Source organism: Marinobacter shunpengi (assembly GCF_045449715.1).
GTDB lineage: Bacteria > Pseudomonadota > Gammaproteobacteria > Pseudomonadales > Oleiphilaceae > Marinobacter.
This window is the reverse complement of the sequence record NZ_JBJJLA010000027.1, coordinates 135,378-151,885: the sequence shown is the minus strand read 5'-3', so window position 1 is coordinate 151,885 and position 16,508 is coordinate 135,378. Positions and strand designations below refer to the sequence as shown.

The window sequence follows — 16,508 nt, the reverse complement described above, 5'->3', positions numbered from 1 at the left end:
GGGAAGTCAGTATAACCGTCCTGCCCCATACTGCTACAGTCCCGGTACAGGCCGACAAGAACCCCGGAATGGGACAGAATGTCGCGGCACCCCTGAGCGGCAATGGCGATATAATTCCCCCATGAAACTGCATACCATTTCCCAGGCGGGCTTCCGCCAGTCCGCCCGCTACCTGCTGCTGATGCGGCTGTCTATTGTCAGCATGGAATGGCTGGCGCTGGTGGCGTTGTCGTTCCTGGCCCCATCCCTGGCCGGGCCGGCCCCGTTACTGGTCACCCTGGCCCATGCCCTTTTTGCCGCCGCAAGCTGGCTGTGGCTGACCTGGCACCCGCCCCGGCTTGCCCTGCCGGTCAGTTTCTCGCTGGGGGCCGACACGATTGCCCTGGGTGTCTGGCTGGCACTGACGGGTGGCTTTGCCAACCCGCTGGTGTCCCTGCTGCTACTTCCCCTGGTGACCGGGTTGGTGCTGGTCCCGCTGCGGCAGAACCTGGTGATAACCCTGCTGGCCATCGGCATCTACACGCTGCTGATCCTGTTTCCCGCCCCGCCACCTGCCGGCCTGTCCCGGAACGACTACATGCACCTGCACCTGATGGGTATGTGGGGCACCTTCGCCCTGACTGCCACCATCATGCTGGTGGTGGTCGGCTCCCTGGCCGGTCGCCTGCGGGAACAGCAACAGGCCCTGTCCCAAAGCCGTGAAGACCGCCTGCGGGATGAACAGATCATTGCCCTGGGCCTGTCCGCCGCCAACGTCGCCCACCGGCTGGGCACCCCGCTGAACACCATGACTCTGGTAGTGGATGACCTGACATCACTGCCCGAGGCCCAACCTTTCCGGGACGACCTGGAACTGCTGGAGCAACAGATCGGAATCTGCCAAAGCCAGCTACAAACCATGACCGAAGCTGCGGTTCAGTGCCGCGAGGCCGCCACCGAGGCCATCACCCTCAGCCAGTGGCTGCACCGGCTGCGGGAGTCCGCCACCCTGCTATGGCCGGATGCCCCCATTCGCTGGCCGAAGACGCCGCCGGACCTGACCGTGCAGGTGGATGCCACCCTGGACCAAGCCGTCCTCAACCTGCTGGCCAATGCCCTGCGGGCCAGCCCCCGGGGCGTGACGGTCGGAGCGGACGACGAAGCGGGCAGGGCCCGGCTAAGGATTGTGGACCAGGGCAGCGGCATCGGCGATACCCTGCCCGGACAGCGGCCGGTTGCGTCCGAGCAGGGCCTTGGGGTGGGCCTGTTCCTCTCCAACGCCACCATCCAGCGGTTGGGCGGCCAACTCAGTGCCGAGGCCCGCACCGATGGCCAGGACCGGGGCACCACCATGACCATCGACCTTCCCGCCCGGTATGCGGAGCCCGCCCATGACTGAGCCCTGCTGGTTGCTGGTCGACGATGACGAAACCTTCGCCCACACCCTGGCCCGCTCCCTGGGGCGCCGGGGCATCGGCACCGAGGTTGCCCTCGACCCCGGGCAGGCCCTGGAACGGCTGGCCCGCAGCCGGGCAAATCGGTGTGTGCTGGACCTGAACCTGGCCGGGGAGAGCGGGCTTCAACTGCTCCCGGAACTGCTGGCGGTAAGGCCTGAGCTGGAAGTGCTGATCCTCACCGGCTACGGCAGCATTGCCACGGCGGTGGAAGCCATGCGCAAGGGGGCGGTGAACTACCTGTGCAAACCGGTCACGGCGGACCAGATCATCGAGGGCTTCCAGCCGGAACGGCAGGAACCGTCGCTACGGCGCCAGCCGCCGTCGGTGGAGGAGCTGGAGTGGGAACACATCCAGCGGGTGCTGGCCGAACATGATGGCAACATCTCCGCCACCGCCCGGGCCCTCAACATGCACCGCCGCACCCTTCAGCGCAAGCTGGGCAAACATTCCCGCTGGCGGGAGTAAAGGAGGACAGAAGTGCTCCCGGTATCGACTACCGGTACCGTCGTTCGTCCAGGGTGGTCAGCATCTCCGGATGGAAGACCATCAGCCCGGTGACCACGGTGCCATTCACGAAGCCCTCCGGCAGGACGATCAGCGGCAGGTAGCGCAGGTAATCGTGCACCAGGTGGTACCAGTCATAGACGCCGGTGAGCCACAGCAGGGCCACCATGGTCAGCCCCGCCGCCCCGACCGAGGCGCCAGCACCGAAGAAACCGCAGAAGAAGATATAGGCAAAGAAGTTACGGAAGTTCACCCACCGTTCCCACCGCATGATGGCGTGGGTGACCAGGGCCGGCACCATCATCGTAATCAGGCCATTGACCGCAAACAGACTGAGGGGCTCCCGGCCGGTGATCACCACGATCACCAGCGCCAGCAGCCCGGAGAAGACCGCCAGGCGCCAGCCCAGCATGAGGGTGACCGCGGTCATGCCGAAGATATGGATGCTCAGCCCCGGCGACAGCCCCGCCCGCAACTGCCACAGGAAGCCCAGCACCACGGCAGCACCGAACAGGCTGTGCTGCAGTCGCTGGTTCGCCCTCAGCGCCGTCCAGTCGGTCTGCCGGATGGCGCGAATCAGGATGCCCGCAAACAGCATTCCGGTGATCACCAGCAGCCATCCGGGGAACAGATTGTCAGTCAGGCCCATAGGCAGTTCATCCGCAGAGACAGGAGCGATGGACGGGTTGCTTCGACAGGGGCCAACAGCTTGCCACGAGTGCATCAACAGGTGAAGTGCCGAAAAATCCAGTCGACGCCAATTGCTTATATTGCACTGCCGTGGTGCAATCACTGCCCTAAAGATTCATATAGCCCCCTACTTCTGGAGATCAATATGGCTGCACGCCTGGACGAAAAGCTTGAACCCATTTTCCGGGATGTCCTGCACCGGAACCCCGGTGAGTCGGAATTCCACCAGGCCGTCCACGAGGTCCTGGAAACGCTGGGCCCGGTCCTGGTGAAGTACCCGGAGTTCGTGGAGAAGAAGGTCATCCAGCGCATCTGCGAGCCGGAGCGTCAGATTATTTTCCGCGTGCCCTGGCAGGACGACCAGGGCGAGATCCACATCAACCGGGCCTTCCGGGTGGAGTTCAACAGCGCCCTGGGGCCGTACAAGGGTGGCATGCGGTTCCACCCCTCCGTCTACCTGGGCATCATCAAGTTCCTGGGCTTTGAGCAGATCTTCAAGAACGCGCTCACCGGCCTGCCCATCGGCGGCGGCAAGGGCGGTAGTGACTTCGACCCCAAGGGCAAGTCCGACGACGAAATCATGCGTTTCTGCCAGAGCCTGATGACCGAGCTGTACCGTCACCTGGGGGAATACACGGATGTGCCCGCCGGCGACATCGGAGTGGGGGGCCGCGAGATCGGCTACCTGTTCGGCCAGTACAAGCGCATCACCAACCGCTATGAATCCGGCGTACTCACCGGCAAGGGCCTGGACTGGGGCGGCAGTCGTGCCCGTACCGAGGCCACCGGTTTCGGCACTGTGTTCTTTACCCAGGAGATGCTCCGGGCCCGAGGCGACTCCCTGGACGGCAAGACCGTGGTGGTGTCCGGTTCCGGCAACGTAGCCATCTACGCCATCGAGAAAGCACACCAGCTGGGCGCGAAAGTCATCGCCTGCTCCGACTCCGGCGGCATCATCGTGGACGAAAAGGGTATCGACCTGGCAACCGTCAAGCGCCTCAAGGAAGTGGAGCGCCGACGCATCAGTGCTTACGCCGATGCTCATAAGCACGCGAAGTATGTGGAAGATGGCAACATCTGGAGCGTTCCCTGTGACGTGGCGCTGCCCTGCGCCACCCAGAACGAACTCAACGGCGCTGATGCCAAGACCCTGGTGGAGAACGGCTGCATCGCTGTGGCGGAGGGTGCCAACATGCCCACCACCCCGGAGGGTATCCAGATCTTCCAGGAGGCAAAGCTATCCTACGGGCCCGGCAAAGCCGCCAATGCCGGTGGTGTCGCCACCAGTGCACTGGAAATGCAGCAGAACGCCCGTCGCGATTCATGGACCTTCGACTACACTGAGAAGCGCCTGGAGGAGATCATGATCAACATCCACAAGAGCTGCTTCGAAACCGCCGACGAGTTCGGTTCGCCGGGCAACTATGTGCTCGGCGCCAACGTCACCGGCTTTATCAAGGTGGCCCGGGCGATGGACGCCATGGGCCTGATCTGACCATGACCAGGGCCACCGACGCCGGGCCCGGCCCGGTGGTATCCACCGGTGTACCGGGCCTCGACCAGGTACTGGACGGGTTGCGGATCGGTGACAATGTGGTCTGGCGGGTCACTGACCTGGACGACTACCGGCGGTTTGTCAGCCCCTTCGTGGCATCAGCCACTGACGCCGGCCGCCAGATCATCTACCTGCGCTTTGGCCAGCATCCTCCCCTGTTGGCCGCCGGTCCGGGCATCCGCATTATCGAAGTGGATGCCCGGGACGGTTTTGAGTCCTTCACCGCCCGCATCTGGGAACTGGTGGAAACCTGGGGCCGCGGTGCCTTTTACGTGTGCGATTGTCTCAGTGACCTGCTCAACGCCTGGGCCACCGACACCATGGTGGGCTATTTCTTCCGGGTGATCTGCCCGTTGCTGTATGAACTGGACACCGTCGCCTGGTTCGCACTTCTGCCACAACGACACTCCCGCCAGACTCTGGACCGCATACGCGCCACCACGCAAGTCATGATCGATGTCTACCGGGCCGAGGACGACATGCAGGTGCAGCCGGTCAAGGTCTGGCAACGGCAGTCCCCCACCATGTTCCTGCCCCACCGCTACCGCGACGGGAACTTCATACCGGTCACCGACAGCTCCAATGCCACCCGGCTGCAGGCGGCCATCGAGCAGCAGGCCCATGGCTCCCAGCAACAGTTGCTGGATGGCTGGGACCGGCTGTTCCTGGAGGCGGAAGAGCACGCCGGGCGGACCAGTGACCAGACCGGTCGCGCCCTGGTTCAACGCATCCTCCGGGTGCTGATCAGCCGGGACGGCCGTATGCTGGACCTGGCACAACGCTACCTGACCCTCGATGATCTCACCGCCATCCACAACCGCACCATCGGCAGTGGCTTTATCGGTGGCAAGGCGGTGGGCATGCTGCTGGCGCGTGCCATGCTGTTACAGGACGACCCGGACAACTGGCACACCGCCCTGGACCCCCACGATTCCATGTTCATGGCCTCGGATGTGTGGTACGCCTTCCTGGTGCACAATGGGCTGTGGCCCGCCGTCATGAAACACCGCACCCGGGAAGGCTTTTTTGAACAGGCGCCAGCACTGCGGGACGCCATTCTGGCTGGCGAGTTTCCGCCGGAGGTGCGGCCGGAACTGATCCGGACCCTGGATCACTTCGGCCAGTATCCGATTCTGGTGCGCTCCAGCAGCCTGCTGGAAGACAGCTTTGGCAATGCCTTTGCGGGTAAGTACGAGAGCGTTTTCCTGATCAATCAGGGTGATCCGGAGCACCGGCTGGAGGCGTTGGAGAACGCCATCCGCCAGGTCTATGCCTCCACCATGAGCGATGATGCCCTCAGCTACCGGCGCAGCCGTGGTCTGGAAGAGCAGGAGGAACCCATGGCCCTGCTGATCCAGCGGGTCAACGGACGCTTTCATGACCACTGGTACCTGCCGGACGCCGCGGCCGTTGGCGTATCCCGCAATACCTTTGTCTGGGATCCGGAGATGGATCCCAAGGCTGGTATGCTTCGGCTGGTGATGGGTCTGGGTACCCGGGCCGTCGACCGGATCGAGGGGGATCACGCCTGGGTCATCGCCCTGGATCACCCCCTCAAACAACCCTTTCGCAGTCTTGAGGAAAACTACCGGTTCAGCCAGCACCTGGTGGACAGCCTGGATGTAAACGGCCCGGGCCTCACCACCACCGACCTGACCACCCTGGCCCGGGAAGCACCGGACCTGCCCCTGGCCCGACTGGGGGAAATTGACCGGGCCGCGTCCGAGCGGGCTCGGGAACTGGGGCTGGATCACCCCGTGTGGCGCCTGACTTTCCGGCCGCTGATCCGCCAGGGCGAGGTGATCCGACTCGCTGGCCGCATGCTGTCCATCCTGGAAGCGGCCTATGCCCACCCGGTTGACGTGGAGTTCACCATCCACCTGGGCGAGGAGGATGACAGCCCCCGAATCAACCTCGTGCAGTGTCGCCCCCTGGCCACCATCGGCGACGCCAGCTCGGTATCCCTGCCACCCCAGCCTGACCCGCACCGGCTGTTGATGGCGACCCGGGGGCACTTCATGGGCGGCAATATCAACCTCGCCATCCACCGGATCATCCAGGTAAACGCCGAGGCCTATAGCGCCCTGGATGTCCACGGCAAATACCAGGTCGCCACCCTGGTGGGACGGCTGGCCCGGCAGACGCCAGAGCGCTTCAACCTCATGCTGGCAGGCCCCGGGCGGTGGGGCACCAGCAGCCCGGAGCTGGGCGTACCGGTGGGATTTGCGGATATCAGCCGGGTGTCGGTGCTGGCGGAAATCGCCGACATGGGCAACGGCATGGTACCGGACCTGTCCTATGGTTCCCACTTCTTCCAGGACCTGGTGGAAACCGGTATCGCCTATGTTGCACTGTTCCCCGGTGAACGGGACTGCCTCTGGAATCCGTGCTGGCTGGATCAACACACCCAGCAACGGGCCATCGACTGCCTGTTGCCGGACAACCTGCCTGCGGCCGCCGTCAGGGAGTGTGTAGAAGTCATGGAATGCGAGGAGGCACCATTACGCATTCTTGCCGACGTCACCCGCCAGCGGCTTCTGGGCGGCCATCCATGACCCGAGGGCCTGCCAGGCCTGATAGCTGGTCAGGTAGATGTTCCCGGTCAGCCGCTCCAGCAAGCGTGTCCCTTCCAGCCGGTCCATCACCGGGCCCTTCACTTCCGACAGGTGGAAACGCACACCGCCGGCCTCAAGGCGTTCGTTGATGGCCTCCAGGCTCTCCAGGGCGGAAGCGTCGATCAGGTTCACCGCCGCGCATACCAGCACGACATCGGTCAGTTCCGGACGGTCGCTAACCAACTCCAGGACCCGCTCTTCCAGAAAGCGGGCATTGGCAAAGTAGAGGCTCTCGTCCACCCGCAGCATGGCCATATGGGCTCGGGTTTCCACCTGATGGCGGCGCACATTACGGAAGTGCTCGGTACCCGGCACCCGGCCGACCACGGCGCTGTGCGGACGACTGGTGCGGTAAAGGAACAGCCCGATGGACAGCCCCACCCCCGCCAGGATGCCGGCCTCCACGCTGTAGCACAGGGTCAGGGCGATCGTCGCCAGCATGGCCACGAAATCCCCCCGGGAGTATCGCCAGGTGCGCACCAGCGCCGGCAGGTCGATCAGCGATAGCACCGACACGATGATGGTGGCGGCCAGGGTGGCCACCGGTAACAGGGCGATGGCCGGCGTCAGGAACACCGTCGCCAATGCCGCGCCAAACGCCGCCAGGGCGCCAGCGGCGGGTGTTTCCGCACCGGCGTCCACATTCACCGCGGAACGGGAAAAGCTCCCGGCCACAGGCATGCCCCCGGATATCCCCGATGCCAGGTTCGACGCCCCCAGGCCCACCAGTTCCTGGTCGGGATCAATACGCTCCCGTCGCCTGGCCGCCTGGGTCTGCGCAATCGACACCGACTCCACAAAGCTCACAATACTGATCAGCACGGCACTGACCGTCAGTTGTCGCCACAGGGACAGGTCGGTGGCCGGCATGACCAGCTCCGGCAGGCCAGAGGACACATCCCCCACCACCGCCACCCCGGCCTTGTCCAGCTCCAGGACCCAGGTCAGTGCTGTCGTAATCACCACGGCGGTTACGGGGGCGGTCCTGGCAAGGTTGTCCGCAAGCCCCGAACCAATCCCCAGCCTGGTCAGCAACGGCCTCAGGTACTCCCGGGCGGCCAGCAGGGCCAGCAACACGCCGCCACCGATGGCCAGCGTCAGCCAGTGAATATCCTCCCGGTGCCGGAATAGCTCCACCGCCACCTCATAGAGGTTCTTCCCGCCAGCCTGTATACCCAGCGCAGGCGCCAACTGACTGGCCACGATCACCAGTCCGGAGGCGGTAATAAATCCGGAAATCACCGGGTGACTGAGGAAATTGGCCAGAAACCCGAGACGGCATACGCCCATGACCAGGAGCATCAGCCCCGTTATGGCTGTCAACAGGATAGCGCCGCCAACCATTTCCGCTGCCCCCGGCTCGAACAGTTGCCCCAGGGCTGCGGCGGTCATCAGGGCGGTTATCGCCACCGGTCCCACCGACAGGGTCCGGCTGGAGCCGAACACCGCATACAACACCAGCGGCAGGATACTGGCGTAAAGTCCCATCTGTGGTGGCAACCCCGCCAGCATGGCATAAGCCAGGGACTGGGGAATCAGCATGACGGTAACGATCATCGCCGCCAACAGGTCCCGGACCAGGAAGGCACGGTTATAGCGGGGCAGCCACGTCAATACCGGCAGGAAACGGGACAGTTTCAAAATGATCGCCCTTGGACCCGGTTAGTGGATAGCGTCAGGAACGGGGGTGGGCATGGTAGCACCCCGAAAACCACAAACAGGTTCTAAGCATATACCATAAAGCAATATGGTGTGAAATAGGGTTTCCTAGGAGCTGATGGGGCCGGATGCGTCAACCAGGCAATCCCGCCCGGATCGCTTGGCCTCGTACAGGCGACGGTCCGCCTCGGTGATCAGCGTATCGCTGTTCAGGGTCTCCCAGGGCAGGTCTGTCACATGAACCAGGCCAGCGCTGACCGACACCGGGATATCTCCCCCCTGAAAGCGGACCGGCTGTTCCCGGACCAGCTCCAGTACCCGCTGCAAGGCACAGGTAGCCTGGTCCGGTGTGACATCCGCCAGCGCGACAATGAATTCCTCGCCACCATAGCGGGCCGCCACGTCCGTGCCACGACACTGATCCTGGAGCAGGCCGGCAAAATGCTGTAGCACCTGGTCTCCGGCCAGATGGCCATGGTTGTCGTTCACCTCCTTGAAATGGTCAATGTCCAGCATCGCCAGGGCCAGGCCCTCCCCGGTGCGCTGATAGTGGGCCAGCATCTCCTCAACCCGTGGCTTCAGATAGCGGCGGTTATGGATTCCCGTCAGCGGATCGAGGATGGACTGATCCAACAGTTCCTGCTCCAGGCGGAACCGTTCCAGGGCCTGGGTCAGCAGGTTGGCCACCAGCACCAGCAGGTCATCCAGATCCGTACGCCAGTGGCGAACGGAGAGAGAATCCATGCCAAAGAATCCCTCCACGGAGCCCCGAATCAACAGGGGCGCGCAGAACATGGCAGCCACCTCCTGCTCCTCCAGCAGGGCCCGTTCCTCCATCGCATGATTCGGTAGCCGGCTGACATCCTCCACGAACACCACCTGGTTCCGGCCTAACACTTCATGGATCTGCTGCTGCCACCAGTGGAAACCGGTAATGTCCACATCCTGCTGGCTGCCCTTCAGGGCGACCACTCCGTCGCGGCACCATTCGTGGGTGTTGGTCATGCGGGTCAGGTCATCGGAAAACTGGTAGATATAGGCCCGGTCAAGCTGGAAGAAGTCACCGATACGGGCCAGGAAGCGGTTGATCTCCTCGTCGATATCACCGATGGCGGAGTCCATGAATTCCGAGGACAGGCTGGCCAGCAACTGGTGGAACCGCAGTTGGTAATCCGCCTCCGCCTCACTGGCCCGAAGGCTGAGTTCCAGGTCTTTGTGGGCCTGGATATTGGTGAACTGGCCGAACCAGAGGGTGCTGCCGTCTGCCAGGCGCTTGGGCAGGGAATGGCCCTCAAACCACTGGTAACTGCCATCCTTGAGGCGAACCCTGGCCTGGTATTGCCAGGGTCGGAGGGTACGGGCGGATTCATCGGTGGACGGGCGCAGACCCTCCACATCGTCCGGGTGTACCAGCGCCGTCAATAGCAACCCGTCCTCACTCAGCTCCTGGGGAGTCACGTCAAACAGGTCACTGACACGGCTGCTGATATAGGGGAAACGCCGCTCGGTACCATCGGCACTCACCCAGTAGCTGAACAGGACACCGGGCACGCCAGAAGCCAGTTCCTCCAGCAGATCTGGAACATGCTTGTCATCCTTTTGGGAAGCAGACTCCAGTGCCATAGCCTATGTCCAGTCGCTAAATGTATCTTTCAAATCTGGACCACCAAACATGTATCAGTTTAGTACATTAATTCGAATTCACACATACCAGACAATTCTGGACTACTTTCGCCACTCGTGAAACCTGCCACCAGACGGACATTCCCTGGCGAATTCGCCACGGGATCGTCAGAATAGGCGTTTTCATATGGATACGGATACAACGTGCAGACTCCCTCATTTCAACTATCCCGGGAATGGCAGGCCTTCTGGCTGGCAGTGGGATTCCTGACACGGATCCCCATGCTGGCCCGCATCGACTACTCGCAACGCCTGATGAACCAGAGCAGCCTCTACTTTCCGCTAGTGGGCCTGCTGCTGGGCGCCCTGTACGCAGCCACCTTCAGTCTGCTGGAGATCTGGTTTTCACCACTGGTGTCGGTCCTGCTGGTGATGGTCCTGCACCTCTGGCTCACGGGGGCATTCCACGAGGATGGCCTCGCGGACAGTATCGACGCCCTGGGGGGGGGGTATACGGTGGAGAAGCGCCTGACTATCATGAAGGACAGCCGCATCGGCACCTACGGCACGGTGGCACTGGTGATGGCCCTGGGATTGAAGGCAGCGTTGCTGCTGGAGAGCTTCCATATCCTGGTGGCATTGGTGATGGCACCGGCCGTGTCACGGCTGACGCCACTACTGTTGATGGGTTACCTGCCCTACGTGACCCAGACCGATCAGAGCAAGAGCAAACCGGTGGCGGATGGTTTCTCCCGCCGTCGCCTGGCGGTAGCCGCCGCGTTCACCACGGTACTCGGCGCGGCGGCCAGTATCTGGCACAGCCACCTGTTGCTGTGGTGCCTGCTGGCCACCCTGGGCGTGGCCCTGCTGTGGGGCCGCTACCTGCGTTCGCAACTGGGCGGCTATACCGGGGATGCGCTGGGCGCCAGCGTGGTGCTGTCGGAACTGGTGCTACTGTTGCTAATGGCCTCCTGATCATCGGTTACCGGGGATAGCAACGACAGGGGCGCATCCTGTGCCAGTCGGGTCACGATCAGGTAACGGGCGTGGGCATAGCTGCCGCCATCAACACCTTCCGTAAGATAGAGGATGGCGTCCTCCAGCCCGTCCCCGTTGTAGTCCCCCCGGGCCAGCACCCGCAGGCGCTGTACCGAACCATCCTGGCCCCGGTATACCGCTTCATAGTTGCTGACCGGTTCAAACCCCGCGGGCGTCTCCACCTCGGCCCAGGTCTCCCGGGCCTGGGCCCGCCGTTGGGTGTCACCGGAGATGGCCAGGGCAAACTCCGCCGGGGCTTCCACTGGCAGGTTCCGGTCCAGCAGCGACGGCTCCAGGAAACTGCGGTCAAAACCGGCAAGGTTGGCGGATGCCCTCACCGCCTGGCAGAGGGTGGTGCGGGCCTGCAGGAAGGGCTGTTCAAACAGGTTGCGGGCCTCGTAGCCCCGGGCTGTCAGTGCCATCAGTTCCAGGCAATTACCGGCTTCCCTGTTGTCTTCATAGGCATGGACCAGCGGGGCGGGATACTCCCATTCCCAGGCAAGCTGGGCCCGGGCCCAGTCGGCGGGAACGCCTTCCTCCGCTTCGGGAACGGGGATGGGGTGTTCCGGGCTCAGGGTGGCCGGGTTCTTGGTGGTGGTGCAGGCCACCAGGGCCAGGCCGAGGAATGGCAGCAGTAATTTCAGGTCAGGCATCGTGATCCTCCATGATCCAGTCGTGATTTGGCTGCCCGTGGGCCGGCAGCTTTCCACTCCATGCCTGGCAATGACTCTTCTCACGTCTGCCGACGGCAACCGTGGCCTGTCCTGCCAATGAACATGATTGTAGCCGGAGACCATCCGGGGATCGGGGAGAGGACGTCTGCGTCCTGTGGGTGACAGAGTCACGTCTTCCCTGAAACCGGCTATCCGGAGTCCTTCCCGCGGTTGCGGAGCCCACTGCGGGAGCGTCATTGCACCCGGGCGACTGAACATGAATTTTACGTCATTAAAGGACCGGATGGCCAGCCCCTGACCATCTTTTACCTGACCGAAACCAATGCCCCGGGCCCCGCAACCTGCCACCCTGGCGGTACGGGGCCCGCAGCCGTCAGGGCTTGACCACCTTCGCGGCCTCTTCCACCGGGGTATGGCGAACATCCTCACCTTCCACCATGTAGATGACATTCTCCGCCAGGTTGCAGGCATGGTCCCCTACCCTCTCCAGGGCGCGCAGTACCCACATCACGGCCATGCACCGGGAGATGTTGCGGGAATCCTCCATCATGAAGGTCAGCAGGGTGCGGGTGGCGGCCTGATACTCCTCATCCACCCGCTTGTCCTCCCGCATGATCTTCAGGGCCAGGGTCGAATCCAGCCGTGAGAAAGCATCCAGGGCGTCGTGAAGCATGCTGGTGACATGGGTGCTGATATGACGGACTTCCACATACCCCCGGGGCGCCTGGCCTTCCTGGGACAGCGTGAGGGCGAACTTGGCGATCTTCTTGGCCTCGTCGCCAACCCGCTCCAGGTCTGACACCATCTTGATGACCGCAATCACCAGCCGCAGGTCCCGGGCGGCGGGCTGGCGTCGGGCGATAAGACGGGTGGCTTCCTCGTCCAGCTCCATCTCCATCTTGTCCACCAGCTTGTCGCGGGCACGGATCTCATCCGCGGCGTGGCCATCGCCATCAATCAGGGCATTGACCGCATCGATGGCCTGTTGCTCAACCAGGCCGCCCATCTTGAGGAAGTCGTTCTTCAGGTTGGACAGGTCCTCGTTGAACTGATGGGAAATATGATCCCCATACATGTCTTCTTTCTTCGTTGGCATTCTCAGCTCCTCGCAATCGCGACCTGTGTTAACCGAAACGACCGGTGATATACGACTCGGTGAGTTCGTGTTCGGGTGCGGTAAATACCTTGTTGGTTTCGTTGACCTCAACCAGATGGCCCAGGTGGAAATAGGCGGTGCGATGGGACACCCGGGCCGCCTGCTGCATCGAGTGGGTCACGATAACGATGGTATAGCTTTCGGACATTTCCGCGATCAGCTCTTCCACCTTCGCCGTGGCGATGGGGTCCAGGGCCGAGCAGGGCTCGTCCATCAGGATTACCTCGGGGCTGACGGCAATGGCCCGGGCAATACAGAGTCGCTGCTGCTGACCACCGGACATACCGGTGGCGGTGGCATCCAGCCGGTCCTTCACCTCGTTCCACAGACCCGCCTTGCGGAGGCTGTTCTCGACAATGTCGTCCAGGTCCGACTTGCGGTTGGCCAGGCCGTGGATACGGGGGCCGTAGGCCACGTTCTCATAGATGGACTTGGGGAACGGATTCGGCTTCTGGAACACCATGCCCACCCGGGCCCGCAGCTCCACCACGTCCCGCCTGGGATCGTAGATGTTGTCGTCGTCCAGCATCAACTCGCCCTTCACCCGGCAGATATCGATACTGTCGTTCATCCGGTTGAGGCAGCGCAGGAAGGTGGATTTGCCGCAACCGGACGGACCGATAAAGGCGATGACCTCATTGCGGGCGATGTCCAGGCTGATGTTCTTGATCGCCGGCGTGTCACCGTAGAGCACTTCCACATTACGAAGCTTGAACTTGGGGTCGTCCGCGAATGGCGTGCCAACCGTCTTGCCCTCTTCGATCAGGGTTTCCGCCGGCTTTTCTTCCGGAATCGGGATAGGAGTTTCCTCCGACATGCCTGCCTCTTTATCTACTGTCGTATTCAGGGTGTTCATCGCCATTCTCCTTACCACCGGCGTTCAAGACGCTTACGCATCCAGATCGCCAGCGCGTTCATACTGATCAGGAAGGCCAGCAGCACCATAATGGCCGCCGATGCCCGCTCGATAAAGGCCAGTTCCGGGCTGCCCGCCCACAGGAATACCTGCACCGGCAACACCGTGGCGGAATCCAGGAAGCCCTCGGGCACATCCACGATAAACGCCACCATGCCGATCAGCAGCAGCGGCGCGGTCTCGCCCAGGGCCTGGGCCATGCCGATAATGGAACCGGTCAGCATGCCGGGCAGCGCCAGGGGCAGCACATGATGCAGCACCACCTGCATCTTGGAGGCACCCATGCCTTCGGCCGCCTCACGAATGGACGGCGGCACACTCTTGATCGCCGCCCGGCTGGAAATGATGATGGTGGGCAGGGTCATCAGGGTCAGCACCAGGCCCCCCACCACCGGCACCGACCGGGGCATGCCGAACAGGTTGATGAACACCGCCAGACCCAGCAGACCGAAGATAATCGACGGCACCGCCGCCAGGTTATTGATGTTGACCTCAATGAAGTCGGTCAGCTTGTTCTGGGGCGCGAACTCCTCCAGGTAGATGGCCGCCGCCACCCCGATGGGAAACGACAGCACCAGGGTTACAATCATGGTCAGCAGTGAGCCCACAATCGCACCAAGGATGCCCGCCCGGGACGGATCCCGGGAATCCCCCCGGCTGAAGAGCACGTCGTTGAACGAGTTCTGCACCACGCCCTGCTCCACCAGCTGATCCACCCACTCACGCTGCTGTTCATTGAGCTTGATGGAATAGTTCTCATCGCCGGCGTGCTTGACGTAGACGTCCACATTGGTATGGGACAGGAACGTCATGGTCTGGGTGGTGCCCAGCAGGTCCGGGTTTTCCCTGAGGGCATCCCGCAACTGGTTCGACGCATAGGGATTGATCAGGTCCCGCACCTGGCTTCGGTCGGATTCCGTGGCGTCGGGAATCTCCCTCATGAGCGCCTGGATCAGCGGTTCGACAAAATCCGCATTCTTCATCTGGCGCTCGTCGCTGGCGTCATCGAGATACATCATCTCGCCATCGATATCCACTTCCATGGTGATGGTGGTCTTGACGAAGGCTGTGTGCCCCTTGCCAATGATATCGGTGAAAAGCACCACCAGCGCCGTCAACGCGATGGCAATGGCCGCGATGCCATAGGCCCGGAAACGGCGCTCCTTACGGTAGCGGCGCTTCAGCGACTGGCGGACGATGGCCGCCTGTGACTGTTGATCATTCATACTGTTCCCGATATTTACGTACGATGTGGAGGGCGAACACGTTGAGGATCAGGGTGGCCAGGAAGAGCATGGCACCCAGGGCGAAGGCCGCCAGGGTCTTGGCGCTGTCGAATTCCTGGTCTCCCGTCAGCAGGGTCACGATCTGCACGGTGACGGTGGTTACCGTCTCCAGCGGATTGGCCGTCAGGTTGGCCGCCAGGCCCGCCGCCATGACCACGATCATGGTCTCGCCAATGGCACGGGACACCGCCAGCAGTATGCCCCCCATGATGCCCGGCAGGGCCGCGGGGAAGATCACCTTCTTCATGGTTTCGGACTGAGTGGCACCCAGGGCCAGTGAGCCGTCGCGGAGCGTCTGGGGCACCGCGTTGATCACGTCGTCGGACAGCGACGACACAAAGGGAATGATCATGATGCCCATGACACCGCCGGCCGCCAGGGCGCTCTGGGATGAAGCATCGATCCCCAGCGAGGCGGCGAAATTGCTGATAAACGGGGCTACCGTCAGCGCCGCGAAGAAGCCGTAAACCACCGTGGGGATACCCGCCAGCATCTCCAGCAGCGGCTTGACGATGCCCCTCACCCGCTTGTTGGCGTATTCCGAAAGGTAAATGGCCGACAACAACCCCACCGGCACGGCCACCACCATGGCAATCGCTGAAATCAGCAGGGTGCCGGTAAACAGCGGGATCATGCCGAAGGAACCCTCTGCCGCCACCTGATCCGCACGCAGGGCGGTCTGTGGACTCCAGCTGGTACCGAAGAAGAACTCAAAGAACGAAATCTTACCGAAGAAGCGAACCGTCTCGAAGAACACCGAGAAGATAATGCCTACGGTGGTCAGGATGGCCAGAGCAGCGCAGGAGAAGAAGATCCACTTGAGAGTGGTTTCCACCTGCGAGCGGGCATTAAGCCGTGGCCGGATACGTACCCAGCCCAGGAACCCGGCCAGCACGGCCACCGCCACAACCAGCGACGTCATGTACCAGCGGCTCTGTTCCCGCAGGATGGTCAGGCGTTCGGCGGCCTCCGCCACCGGCGGCTCAACAAAGTCAGCCGGCAGCGCTCCGCTGGCCACGTTGCTGATCTTGCTCAGCAGCAGGCTGGCGGCGCCATCGGAATCCGGGATCATGTCCGGCGGCAGGGAGCCCACCACCAGTAACTGGATGACCTTTCCCTGGAACGCCGCCCATAGCGCCAGTACGATCAACGCCGGAATACCGCACCACAGCGCCGCCCGGGCGCCATAGTAGAACGGCAGGGATTTCAGGTGGCGAATACCACCCAGGGGCATGGCCAGCGATCGCGAACGGGCGTACCCGAGACCGTACGCCACCAGCGCCATGACCAGCGTGAGTAGGAAAAGATTGGCCGCTTGCATGCAATTGTCCGTCTTCAGAAACTTCAGGGCCAGTG

At 62.7% G+C, this 16,508-nt stretch carries 13 protein-coding genes; 5 read left to right on the top strand and 8 right to left on the bottom strand.

The genetic code is table 11. The features are described from left to right. Positions 1-121 precede the first annotated feature (121 nt). Positions 122-1,378, top strand: coding sequence for a sensor histidine kinase (locus ACJO3T_RS19240; RefSeq protein WP_406965460.1), 1,257 nt, complete (start codon positions 122-124; stop codon positions 1,376-1,378). Next, positions 1,371-1,901 carry a response regulator transcription factor gene (locus tag ACJO3T_RS19235; protein WP_406965459.1) on the top strand — a complete coding sequence of 177 codons (531 nt, stop codon included), beginning with the start codon at positions 1,371-1,373 and terminating at the stop codon, positions 1,899-1,901. Before ACJO3T_RS19240 ends, ACJO3T_RS19235 begins: the two co-directional genes overlap by 8 nt. A 28-nt stretch (positions 1,902-1,929) precedes the next feature. On the opposite strand, the gene ACJO3T_RS19230 is transcribed toward ACJO3T_RS19235, so the two are convergent. Beyond that, complete coding sequence (locus ACJO3T_RS19230) at positions 1,930-2,589, bottom strand: energy-coupling factor ABC transporter permease (RefSeq protein ID WP_406979520.1); 660 nt, start codon at positions 2,587-2,589, stop codon at positions 1,930-1,932. Between the two features lie 186 nt (positions 2,590-2,775). On the opposite strand from ACJO3T_RS19230, the gene gdhA reads away from it, so the two are divergent. Then, positions 2,776-4,125, top strand: a complete 1,350-nt coding sequence (gdhA, locus tag ACJO3T_RS19225) for an NADP-specific glutamate dehydrogenase (protein WP_406979519.1) — start codon at positions 2,776-2,778, stop codon at positions 4,123-4,125. A 2-nt stretch (positions 4,126-4,127) separates the two neighbouring features. Next, positions 4,128-6,740 carry a PEP/pyruvate-binding domain-containing protein gene (locus tag ACJO3T_RS19220; protein WP_406979518.1) on the top strand — a complete coding sequence of 871 codons (2,613 nt, stop codon included), beginning with the start codon at positions 4,128-4,130 and terminating at the stop codon, positions 6,738-6,740. Here the strand turns inward: ACJO3T_RS19220 and ACJO3T_RS19215 are convergent. Continuing rightward, positions 6,687-8,441: a SulP family inorganic anion transporter gene (locus tag ACJO3T_RS19215; protein WP_406979517.1), complete on the bottom strand. Its 1,755-nt coding sequence runs from the start codon at positions 8,439-8,441 to the stop codon at positions 6,687-6,689. The two genes, ACJO3T_RS19220 and ACJO3T_RS19215, sit on opposite strands and share 54 nt — an antisense overlap. A gap of 126 nt (positions 8,442-8,567) precedes the next feature. Further along, the gene (locus ACJO3T_RS19210) at positions 8,568-10,082 is read right to left on the bottom strand and encodes a sensor domain-containing diguanylate cyclase (protein WP_406965451.1); all 1,515 of its coding nucleotides are present in this window, start codon (positions 10,080-10,082) and stop codon (positions 8,568-8,570) included. 204 nt (positions 10,083-10,286) lie between these two features. Here ACJO3T_RS19210 and cobS point away from each other — a divergent pair, with 204 nt between their 5' ends. After that, on the top strand, positions 10,287-11,057 hold the full coding sequence (gene cobS, locus ACJO3T_RS19205; RefSeq protein ID WP_406965450.1) for an adenosylcobinamide-GDP ribazoletransferase: 771 nt from the start codon (positions 10,287-10,289) through the stop codon (positions 11,055-11,057). Here cobS and ACJO3T_RS19200 read toward each other — a convergent pair. The 5 genes from ACJO3T_RS19200 to pstC form a co-directional block, all read right to left on the bottom strand. After that, positions 10,985-11,773: a hypothetical protein gene (locus tag ACJO3T_RS19200; RefSeq protein ID WP_406965448.1), complete on the bottom strand. Its 789-nt coding sequence runs from the start codon at positions 11,771-11,773 to the stop codon at positions 10,985-10,987. The genes cobS and ACJO3T_RS19200 overlap by 73 nt on opposite strands. 394 nt (positions 11,774-12,167) lie before the next feature. After that, positions 12,168-12,890, bottom strand: a complete 723-nt coding sequence (gene phoU, locus ACJO3T_RS19195) for a phosphate signaling complex protein PhoU (protein WP_406965447.1) — start codon at positions 12,888-12,890, stop codon at positions 12,168-12,170. A 28-nt stretch (positions 12,891-12,918) separates the two neighbouring features. Beyond that, positions 12,919-13,806, bottom strand: a complete 888-nt coding sequence (pstB, locus tag ACJO3T_RS19190; protein WP_406965445.1) for a phosphate ABC transporter ATP-binding protein PstB — start codon at positions 13,804-13,806, stop codon at positions 12,919-12,921. Between the two features lie 11 nt (positions 13,807-13,817). After that, on the bottom strand, positions 13,818-15,092 hold the full coding sequence (gene pstA / locus ACJO3T_RS19185; protein ID WP_406965444.1) for a phosphate ABC transporter permease PstA: 1,275 nt from the start codon (positions 15,090-15,092) through the stop codon (positions 13,818-13,820). Then, positions 15,085-16,473 (bottom strand): phosphate ABC transporter permease subunit PstC, encoded by a 1,389-nt coding sequence (gene pstC / locus ACJO3T_RS19180; protein ID WP_406965442.1) that lies wholly within the window; start codon positions 16,471-16,473, stop codon positions 15,085-15,087. The genes pstA and pstC overlap by 8 nt, the downstream gene beginning before the upstream one ends. Between the last annotated feature and the right edge of the window lie 35 nt (positions 16,474-16,508).

What these genes read in the sequence shown, in the direction of transcription:
- ACJO3T_RS19240 (WP_406965460.1), top strand. Translation starts at nt 122, where the DNA reads ATGAAACTGCATACCATTTCCCAGGCGGGCTTCCGCCAGTCCGCCCGC.
- ACJO3T_RS19235 (WP_406965459.1), top strand. Translation starts at nt 1,371, where the DNA reads ATGACTGAGCCCTGCTGGTTGCTGGTCGACGATGACGAAACCTTCGCC.
- ACJO3T_RS19230 (WP_406979520.1), bottom strand. Translation starts at nt 2,589, where the DNA reads ATGGGCCTGACTGACAATCTGTTCCCCGGATGGCTGCTGGTGATCACC.
- gdhA (WP_406979519.1), top strand. Translation starts at nt 2,776, where the DNA reads ATGGCTGCACGCCTGGACGAAAAGCTTGAACCCATTTTCCGGGATGTC.
- ACJO3T_RS19220 (WP_406979518.1), top strand. Translation starts at nt 4,128, where the DNA reads ATGACCAGGGCCACCGACGCCGGGCCCGGCCCGGTGGTATCCACCGGT.
- ACJO3T_RS19210 (WP_406965451.1), bottom strand. Translation starts at nt 10,082, where the DNA reads ATGGCACTGGAGTCTGCTTCCCAAAAGGATGACAAGCATGTTCCAGAT.
- ACJO3T_RS19200 (WP_406965448.1), bottom strand. Translation starts at nt 11,773, where the DNA reads ATGCCTGACCTGAAATTACTGCTGCCATTCCTCGGCCTGGCCCTGGTG.
- phoU (WP_406965447.1), bottom strand. Translation starts at nt 12,890, where the DNA reads ATGCCAACGAAGAAAGAAGACATGTATGGGGATCATATTTCCCATCAG.
- pstB (WP_406965445.1), bottom strand. Translation starts at nt 13,806, where the DNA reads ATGAACACCCTGAATACGACAGTAGATAAAGAGGCAGGCATGTCGGAG.
- pstA (WP_406965444.1), bottom strand. Translation starts at nt 15,092, where the DNA reads ATGAATGATCAACAGTCACAGGCGGCCATCGTCCGCCAGTCGCTGAAG.
- pstC (WP_406965442.1), bottom strand. Translation starts at nt 16,473, where the DNA reads ATGCAAGCGGCCAATCTTTTCCTACTCACGCTGGTCATGGCGCTGGTG.